9 protein-coding genes and 1 pseudogene are annotated in these 7,933 nt (G+C 67.9%); 4 read left to right on the forward strand and 6 right to left on the reverse strand.

The features are described from left to right. Position 1 precedes the first annotated feature (1 nt). The 6 genes from ACK5M9_RS14170 to rfbB all read right to left on the reverse strand — a co-directional run bounded on the left by ACK5M9_RS14170 (position 2) and on the right by rfbB (position 6,550). Complete coding sequence (locus ACK5M9_RS14170) at positions 2-1,072, reverse strand: NAD-dependent epimerase/dehydratase family protein (protein WP_416893791.1); 1,071 nt, start codon at positions 1,070-1,072, stop codon at positions 2-4. A 102-nt stretch (positions 1,073-1,174) separates the two neighbouring features. After that, positions 1,175-2,059 carry a 3-hydroxyisobutyrate dehydrogenase gene (gene mmsB / locus ACK5M9_RS14175; RefSeq protein WP_416893792.1) on the reverse strand — a complete coding sequence of 295 codons (885 nt, stop codon included), beginning with the start codon at positions 2,057-2,059 and terminating at the stop codon, positions 1,175-1,177. 64 nt (positions 2,060-2,123) lie between these two features. Beyond that, positions 2,124-3,284 (reverse strand): acyl-CoA dehydrogenase family protein, encoded by a 1,161-nt coding sequence (locus ACK5M9_RS14180; RefSeq protein ID WP_416893793.1) that lies wholly within the window; start codon positions 3,282-3,284, stop codon positions 2,124-2,126. 9 nt (positions 3,285-3,293) lie between these two features. Further along, complete coding sequence (locus ACK5M9_RS14185; protein ID WP_416893794.1) at positions 3,294-4,814, reverse strand: CoA-acylating methylmalonate-semialdehyde dehydrogenase; 1,521 nt, start codon at positions 4,812-4,814, stop codon at positions 3,294-3,296. Positions 4,815-4,942: 128 nt separating this feature from the next. Beyond that, on the reverse strand, positions 4,943-5,551 hold the full coding sequence (gene rfbC, locus ACK5M9_RS14190; RefSeq protein WP_416893795.1) for a dTDP-4-dehydrorhamnose 3,5-epimerase: 609 nt from the start codon (positions 5,549-5,551) through the stop codon (positions 4,943-4,945). Positions 5,552-5,554: 3 nt separating this feature from the next. Further along, positions 5,555-6,550: a dTDP-glucose 4,6-dehydratase gene (rfbB, locus tag ACK5M9_RS14195; RefSeq protein ID WP_416893796.1), complete on the reverse strand. Its 996-nt coding sequence runs from the start codon at positions 6,548-6,550 to the stop codon at positions 5,555-5,557. A 350-nt stretch (positions 6,551-6,900) separates the two neighbouring features. Between rfbB and infA the strand changes: the two genes are divergently transcribed. The 4 genes and pseudogenes from infA to ACK5M9_RS14215 form a co-directional block, all read left to right on the forward strand. Next, positions 6,901-7,122: a translation initiation factor IF-1 gene (gene infA / locus ACK5M9_RS14200; RefSeq protein ID WP_005140011.1), complete on the forward strand. Its 222-nt coding sequence runs from the start codon at positions 6,901-6,903 to the stop codon at positions 7,120-7,122. Positions 7,123-7,156: 34 nt separating this feature from the next. Then, positions 7,157-7,270, forward strand: a complete 114-nt coding sequence (gene rpmJ / locus ACK5M9_RS14205) for a 50S ribosomal protein L36 (RefSeq protein ID WP_003879483.1) — start codon at positions 7,157-7,159, stop codon at positions 7,268-7,270. A gap of 176 nt (positions 7,271-7,446) precedes the next feature. Next, on the forward strand, positions 7,447-7,821 hold the full coding sequence (gene rpsM / locus ACK5M9_RS14210; RefSeq protein WP_416893797.1) for a 30S ribosomal protein S13: 375 nt from the start codon (positions 7,447-7,449) through the stop codon (positions 7,819-7,821). A 6-nt stretch (positions 7,822-7,827) separates the two neighbouring features. After that, positions 7,828-7,933: pseudogene (locus ACK5M9_RS14215) on the forward strand (30S ribosomal protein S11); the annotation flags it as partial.

The following is a 7,933-nucleotide window of genomic DNA, read 5'->3' on the forward strand; positions in this document are numbered from 1 at the left end:
GCTATCGTGCGTCGGGAACCTGGAACTGTCCCCACCGCCGGGCGATCTCCTGCCACGGGCCGGCTAAGGAGCCCCGAGCTTGCCGGTACGGAGCCCGGTAGCGCAGGTATGTTCGCGCGAACGGTGTGGCCAGCTGAAACAGCCGGCGTCGGTGGCCGATGATCCGTCGTGTTTCGGCAAGCAGTTCGGGCCACGAAACGTGCTGAAAGCCCAACGCCTCCTGGGACCGCCGGGTGTCCATCCAGTCGGTTGCGAACCAGCCGGTGTCGCTGTCGGGGTCACCTTGCCGTCCGTTCGGCAGCAGCCCGTCGAGGCCCATCGCCGCAGTTGTTTCGCGCCCGACGTCGACTTGCCGGAGGCGATGCGAGGGGTCGCCGCCGATCATCAGCGTTTCACCGACGACGGCGGCGTGGGTTGCTGCGGCGAAGGCGCGTGCTACGTCGCGGACCTCGACGGTATGGAGCCGTCCATCGGTGGGCAGCAGGCCCTCGAAGTAGAGCATGTCGAGGTCCAGGTCGAAGCGTGGCCGGGCGGTGAGCACGCCACCGAGTCGCAGTACCACCCAGTTCAGCGACGACTCGCGCACGATCTGCTCTGCCTGTGCTTTGTGAACGCCGTAGATGTCCAGCGGCGAGACGGGTGTGTCGGGTCCCAGGTCGGTGTTGTGGCGATGGGGGTTGCGGGGGCCGTAGACCGCGACGCTGGAGGCCTGAACGAAGCGAGGCGGCGCGGGCCGTGCCGATGCGGCCCGGACGAGCGCCTCGGTTGCCCCGACGTTGACCCGGCGGGCCAGGTCGGGCCGCCGGTAGCAGAGCGGCGGAATCATCGCGGCGAGGTGGACGATCGCCGTCGGCGCGACGTCGGTCAGCAGCGCCGCGATGGATCGTTCGTCGGTGAGATCGGCCCAGCGCACGTCGACGCCGTGGACCCCGCGCAACGATTCGGCCTTCTTGCGGTTCGCCGGGGTATCGAGGTCGGTTGCGACGACGTGCCGGCCGTCGGCGTGCAGCCGGCGTACCGTCGCCGTTCCCACCAGACCGAACGCACCGGTCACCAAGGTCGAGTCCGTCACGTGGGCTCCCCTCTTCGACTTTTCTCGACCATACCGATCAGGTGATCCGCGGTCCCGCGGCAGGCAGGGGCCGGGGGCGGGGACAGCCGCGGGCTATTACAGCTAGGCGCCGCGCAGCGTTTCGATGATCGCGCTGAAGTCCGCCTCGGGGTGGTCCTCGGCGAACTTCGCGTAGATGTCGGCGGCGTGGCTGCCCAGCGGGGCCGATGACCCGGTGGCGGCTACCGCATCCATGGCCAGGCCCAGGTCCTTGTTCATCAGCGCGGTCGCGAAGCCGGGCCGGAAACCGTTGTTGGCCGGTGACGCCGGAACCGGGCCGGGCACCGGGCAATTGGTGTGCACCGCCCAGCAGTTCCCGGTGGCGCCGGTGATGACGTCGAACAGCGACTGCGCTGACAGGCCGAGGTTCTCGGCAAGTACGAACGCCTCGCCGATCGCGATCTGCTGCACCGCGAGCACCATGTTGTTGCACACCTTGGCGGCCTGGCCGGCACCGGCGGCCCCGCAGTGAATGATCTTGCCCGCCATCGGTTCCAGTACCGGCCGGGCCCGTTCGAGCGCCCCGGCTTCGCCCCCGACCATGAACGCCAGGGTCCCGGTCGACGCACCCTTGACCCCGCCGGACACCGGTGCGTCCACCTGGGCCATGCCGTGGGCGGTGGCCAGTGTATGTGCCTGGCGGGCGTCGTCGACCGAAATGGTGGAGCTGTCGATGAACAGTGCGCCGGGCCGGGCGACCGGCAGGATCTCGATGTAGCAGCGTTTGACGATGTCGCCGTTGGGCAGCATGGTGATGATGACGTCGGCGTCGGCGACGGCCTCGACGGCGCTGCCGAAGGTCACCGCACCGTGGGCGGCGGCGGCCGCCGCGGTTGCGGGGGCGGGGTCATAGCCGCGTACGCCATGGCCGGCGGCAACGAGATTGGCCGACATCGGGCCGCCCATATGACCCAGGCCCAGGAACGCGATTATCAGGTGCTCTGTCATGGCTGCCCTTCCCGGTGCCCGCTCATCCCGCCGCGCCCGGCAGTGCGGGGCCGCCGCGGGAGTGTCACGAGCCGGTCCGCAACCGTGCGGCCGCGGCGCGTCCGATGACCACCCGCATGATCTCGTTGGTCCCTTCCAGGATCCGATGCACCCGCAGGTCGCGGACGATCTTCTCCAGACCGTACTCGCGCAGGTAGCCGTATCCGCCGTGCAGCTGCAGGGCCTTGTCGGCGACGTCGTAGCAGGTGTCGGTGACGTAGCGTTTGGCCATCGCGCACAGTTCGACCTTGTCGGCGGCGTTCCCGTCGAGCGCATGTGCCGCCCGCCACAACATCATTCGTGACGTTTCCAACCCGGTGGCCATGTCGGCCAGGGTGAATCGGACGGTGGGCTCGTCGAGCAGGGCGGACCCGAACGCGTGGCGTTCGCGCACGTAGGCGCCGGCCTTGTCGAAGGCGGACTGCCCGCCGCCCAGCGAACACGCGGCGATGTTGAGCCGTCCGCCGTTGAGGCCGTTCATCGCGATGCCGAATCCGGCGCCTTCGGCCTCGGGGCCGCCCAGCATGGCGTCGGCGGGAATCCGCACCCCGTCCAGCAGCACCTGCGCGGTGGGCTGGGCGTGCCAGCCCATCTTCTGCTCCATCGCCCCGAAGCTCAGCCCGGGCGTGTCCTTTTCGATGACGAACGCCGATATCCCGCGGGGGCCGTCGGAACCGGTGCGGGCCATCACCACGTAGACATCGGCCGCGCCGGCGCCGGAGATGAACTGCTTGACGCCGTCGAGCACGTAGTCCGAACCCTGCTTGACCGCGCGGGTGCTCAGCGCGGCGGCATCGGAGCCGGCGCCGGGTTCGGTGAGACAGTAGCTGGCGATGACGTCCATGGATGCCAGTCGCGGCAGCCAGCTCCTGCGCTGCTCTTCGGTGCCGTAGCCGTCGATCATCGACGAACACATGTTGTGGATGGACAGGAACGCCGCCGTCACCGGGTCGGCGATGGCCAGCTGCTCGAAGATGCGGACGCCGTCGAGCCGGCGCAGGCCGCTGCCGCCGACATCCTCGCGGCAGTAGATGGCTGCCATGCCCAGCTCGGCGGCCTCGCGCAGGATGTCGGTCGGGAAGTGTTTGGCGGCATCCCATTCCAGGGCGTGCGGCGCGATGCGCTTTTCGGCGAAGGCGGCGGCGGTTTCGGTGAGCACCCGCTCGTCGTCATCCAGAGTGAACATGGCCATCTCCTAATCCATGGTGGGGATGGAGAATTCGGCGCCGTCCCTGATTCCCGACGGCCATCGCGAGGTGACGGTCTTGACCTTGGTGTAGAACTGGATCGATGCGGGACCGTGCTGGTTGAGATCGCCGAAACCGGACCGCTTCCAGCCGCCGAAGGTGTGGTAGGCCACCGGAACCGGGATCGGCACGTTGATGCCGACCATGCCGACGTCGACTCGGGAGGTGAAGTCGCGGGCGGTGTCGCCGTCGCGGGTGAAGATCGCCACCCCGTTGCCGTATTCGTGTTCGGTGGGCAGTCGCAGGGCTTCTTCGTAGTCGTGCGCGCGGACGATGCACAGCACCGGGCCGAAGATCTCGTCGGTGTAGATCGGCATATCCGGCCGCACATGGTCGAACAGGGTGGGGCCGATGAAGAAGCCGCCCTGCAGGCCGGCGTCGCCGAAGGTGAGGGCGTCGCTGGCCCGGTCGCGGCCGTCGACGACGAGTTCGGCGCCGGCGTCCACGCCCTGGCCGATGTAGTCGCGCACCCGCGCCAGTGCCGCCTCGGTGACCAGCGGCCCGTAGTCGGCCTTCGGGTCCAGGCAGTGGCCCACCCGCAAGCCGGTGATCCGTTCCACCAGCCTGGCACGCAGCCGATCCGCGGTCTGTTCGCCGACCGGCACCGCGACGCTGATCGCCATGCAGCGTTCGCCGGCACTGCCGTAGCCGGCGCCGATCAGGGCGTCGACGGCTTGGTCGAGGTCGGCGTCGGGCATGACGATCATGTGGTTCTTGGCGCCGCCGAAGCACTGCGAGCGCTTCCCGGTGGCCGCGGCGGTGGAGTAGATGTAGTGGGCGATATCGGAGCTGCCGACGAAACCGACGGCCTTGATATCCGGGTTGTGCAGGATCGCGTCGACGGCCTCCTTGTCGCCGTGCACCACCTGGAACACCCCGGGTGGCAGGCCCGCCTCGGCGAAGAGTTCGGCCAGCCGCAGCGGCACCGACGGGTCGCGTTCGCTCGGCTTGAGCACGAAGGCGTTGCCGCAGGCCAGGGCCGGGCCGGCCTTCCACAGCGGGATCATGGCCGGGAAGTTGAACGGGGTGATGCCCGCGACCACGCCCAGGGGCTGGCGCAGCGAGTAGACGTCGATGCCGGGCCCGGCGCCCTCGGTGTGCTCTCCCTTGAGCAGGTGGGGGATGCCGATGCAGAACTCGATGACCTCGATGCCGCGCTGCACATCGCCGCGGGCGTCGTCGAGGGTCTTGCCGTGTTCCAGCGACAGCGTTTCGGCCAGTTCGTCGATGTGCTGGTTGACCAGGTGGACGAACCGCATGAGCACCCGGGCTCGGCGCTGCGGATTCCACGCGGCCCAGTCCTTTTGGGCTGTGACCGCGTATGCGACGGCCGCGCCGACTTCGGCCGCCGACGCGAGCGGGACGGTGGCCTGTACTTCACCGGTGCTGGGGTTGAAGACGTCGGCGGTGCGCGACGACTGGCCGGGGGCGCGTTTGCCGTCGATGAAGTGCGGGATGTGTGTGGTCATGGTGGTCCCGGGAAAGTTGTGGCGGGCAGGGGGCAGGGGGCAGGGATATTACTTGCATATCCTAGTAAATGGGGTCCGGGATTGGCAAGACGGCCGAGGTGCGCCGGCGGGAGATGTCGCGCCGGAAGTCAGCGGCCGCGCAGCGCCGCGACGAAGTCCCGGGCCTCGTCCCAGGTGGGCAGCAGGCCCGACGCGCGAACGTCGGCAAAGCTGGGCGCCGCGGCGTCCCGCTCGGACAGGCTAGGGGGCGCGCCGTCGATCAGCGGCCAGTCCACCGCCAAGGTCGGGTCGGTGGCGCGGATGGTGTGCTCGCGGGCCGGGTTGTATTCCGCCGAACACAGGTACATCACCGTCGAATCATCCTCCAGGGCAAGGAAACCGTGCGCCAGCCCTTCGGAGATATAGACGGTCCGGCGGTGTTGGTCGTCGAGCCGGACCGAGTCCCACTGGCCGAACGTCGGCGAGCCCACCCGGATGTCGACGACGACGTCGAACACCGCGCCGCGCACGCAGGTGACGTACTTGGCCTGGCTGGGCGGTAGCTGGGCGAAGTGCAAGCCCCGCAGCGCACCCGCCGAAGACACCGAGCAGTTCGCCTGCCGCACATCCAGGCTGTGACCTGTGAACCGGGTGAACTCGCTGTCTTTGAGCCACTCGAAGAACATGCCGCGGGAGTCGGAGTGGATCCTCGGGGTGATCTCCCAGGCGCCGGGGATGCTGAGTTCGCGCACTGTCATATCTCACTGCCCCCGCTCGGCGTAGCGGGCCTCGGCGGCGTCCTTGAGCGGACGCCACCACGCTTCGTTGGCCCGATACCAGTCGATGGTGGCCCGCAGCCCCTCGTCGAAATCGGTGTGCTTGGGCGCCCAGTCCAGTTCGGTGTTCAGCAGGGACGGGTCGATGGCGTAGCGCAGGTCGTGACCGACCCGGTCGGTGACGTGGTCGAAGTCGTCGGGATCGCGGCCCATCAGCCGCAGTATCGTGCGCAGCACCGTCAGGTTGTCGCGTTCGCCCTCCGAGCTGATCAGATAGGTGTGGCCGATCTGACCACGGTCCAGGATCCGGCGCACCGCACTGTTGTGGTCCTCGACGTGAATCCAGTCGCGGACATTGGCCCCCGCGCCGTACAGCTTGCACCGGCGGCCGGTGAGCACGTTGGTGATCTGGCGCGGAATGAACTTCTCGATGTGCTGGTAGGGGCCGTAGTTGTTGGAGCAGTTCGACAGCGTCGCCCGCACACCGTAGGAGCGCACCCAGGCCCGCACCAGCATGTCGCTGCCCGCCTTGGTCGCCGAATAGGGACTCGACGGGTTGTAGGGCGTGGCCTCGGTGAACCGCTGCGGGTCGCCGAGCTCCAGGTCGCCGTAGACCTCGTCGGTCGAGATGTGGTGCAGCCGGACACCGTGACGCCGCACCGCCTCCAGGATGGTGAACGTCCCCACCACGTTGGTGTGCAGGAACGGCTCCGGGTTGTCCAGGGCGTTGTCCACATGCGATTCGGCGGCGAAATGGACGACGGCGTCGGACTCGGCCACCAGCTCCGACACCAGTTGCCGGTCGCAGATGTCGCCCTCGACGAATCTGATGGCGTCCCGCACGCCGGCCAGCGACTCGCGGTGCCCGGCATAGGTCAGCGAGTCGATGACGGTCACGGTGTCGCCGGGATGATCGCGCACGGTGCTGTGTACGAAGTTTGCGCCGATGAATCCCGCACCTCCGGTGACCAGCAGCCGCATGGCGTCAACCTTAACGGGCCGGGCCGGGCGGCCTGGCTGTTTTGGTGCGCGGCGCGGTGGCGCCGCCGCCGAACCGGGGCAGCCCGCATTGCCGGTTTGCACACTTGATCTGCGACGTTTTGCGTCGGGGGCGCCCCAGCGGGTATCGTTGCCCGACGGTGCGGCGTTCGTGCCGGCTCTTGGCGTGCCCAGTCCGAAATACGCGGAGGACCCTTCGCGGAATTTCCCCCACCGGCCCACGTTGGGCAGTCGGGACGCGGGCTGCGCCCGGTCAGGAGCACCGACGAAGCAGACGAAGCAGACGAAGCAAAGCCTAGACAAGTCGAGAAGTAGAGGATCGCCGAAACGTAATGGCCAAGAAGGACGGTGCCATCGAGGTCGAGGGTCGCGTAGTCGAACCCCTGCCCAATGCGATGTTTCGCATTGAGCTGGAGAACGGCCACAAGGTGCTCGCCCATATCAGCGGCAAGATGCGGCAGCACTACATCCGCATTCTGCCCGAGGACCGGGTGGTGGTGGAGTTGTCTCCCTACGACCTGACCCGGGGCCGCATCGTGTACCGGTACAAGTAGCGATAAAGACCCAGAGAACAGGACCGAGACTGCCGTGAAGGTGAACCCGAGCGTCAAGCCGATCTGTGACAAGTGCAGGGTGATCCGTCGACACGGACGGGTCATGGTGATCTGCTCCGACCCGCGCCACAAGCAGAGGCAGGGCTAGCCGCGGATTCCGCGTAGACCCGCCGTCGATACGACAACTGAATGAAGACCTCCCAGCACCAATGAGCGGATAGGCCGCTCAGCTGCGCCCGGACGGAGGCCGGGCCCCGCAAATCCCTTCGGGGTGCGGGAACGGACTGGGAAAAGACCTCCGCCGAGAAAGAGGAAACGCCACCTATGGCACGACTAGTAGGCGTCGATCTCCCGCGCGACAAGCGGATGGAGATCGCGCTGACCTACATCTTCGGCGTCGGCCGCACCCGCTCGAACGAGATTCTTGCGGCCACCGGCATCGACAAGGACCTGCGCACCAAGGACCTCAGCGACGACCAGCTGACCAAACTGCGCGACTACATCGAAGCGAACCTCAAAGTTGAAGGTGACCTGCGCCGTGAGGTGCAGGCCGACATTCGCCGCAAGATCGAGATCGGCTGCTACCAGGGCCTGCGGCACCGCCGTGGCCTGCCGGTGCGCGGCCAGCGGACCAAGACCAACGCGCGCACCCGCAAGGGCCCCAAGCGCACCATCGCCGGCAAGAAGAAGGCCAGGTAATCAGACATGCCACCACAGAAGAAGGCCGCGGGTACCGCCGGTAAGCGGGGTAAGACCACCCGCCGCAGGGAGAAGAAGAACGTCCCGCACGGCGCCGCGCACATCAAGAGCA

This window comes from Mycobacterium sp. (assembly GCF_047975165.1).
In the GTDB taxonomy this organism is placed as follows: domain Bacteria; phylum Actinomycetota; class Actinomycetes; order Mycobacteriales; family Mycobacteriaceae; genus Mycobacterium.

Coding starts and splice junctions, on each gene's coding strand:
- mmsB (WP_416893792.1), bottom strand. CDS start 2,059: ATGACAGAGCACCTGATAATCGCGTTCCTGGGCCTGGGTCATATGGGC.
- ACK5M9_RS14180 (WP_416893793.1), bottom strand. CDS start 3,284: ATGTTCACTCTGGATGACGACGAGCGGGTGCTCACCGAAACCGCCGCC.
- ACK5M9_RS14185 (WP_416893794.1), bottom strand. CDS start 4,814: ATGACCACACACATCCCGCACTTCATCGACGGCAAACGCGCCCCCGGC.
- rfbC (WP_416893795.1), bottom strand. CDS start 5,551: ATGACAGTGCGCGAACTCAGCATCCCCGGCGCCTGGGAGATCACCCCG.
- rfbB (WP_416893796.1), bottom strand. CDS start 6,550: ATGCGGCTGCTGGTCACCGGAGGTGCGGGATTCATCGGCGCAAACTTC.
- infA (WP_005140011.1), top strand. CDS start 6,901: ATGGCCAAGAAGGACGGTGCCATCGAGGTCGAGGGTCGCGTAGTCGAA.
- rpsM (WP_416893797.1), top strand. CDS start 7,447: ATGGCACGACTAGTAGGCGTCGATCTCCCGCGCGACAAGCGGATGGAG.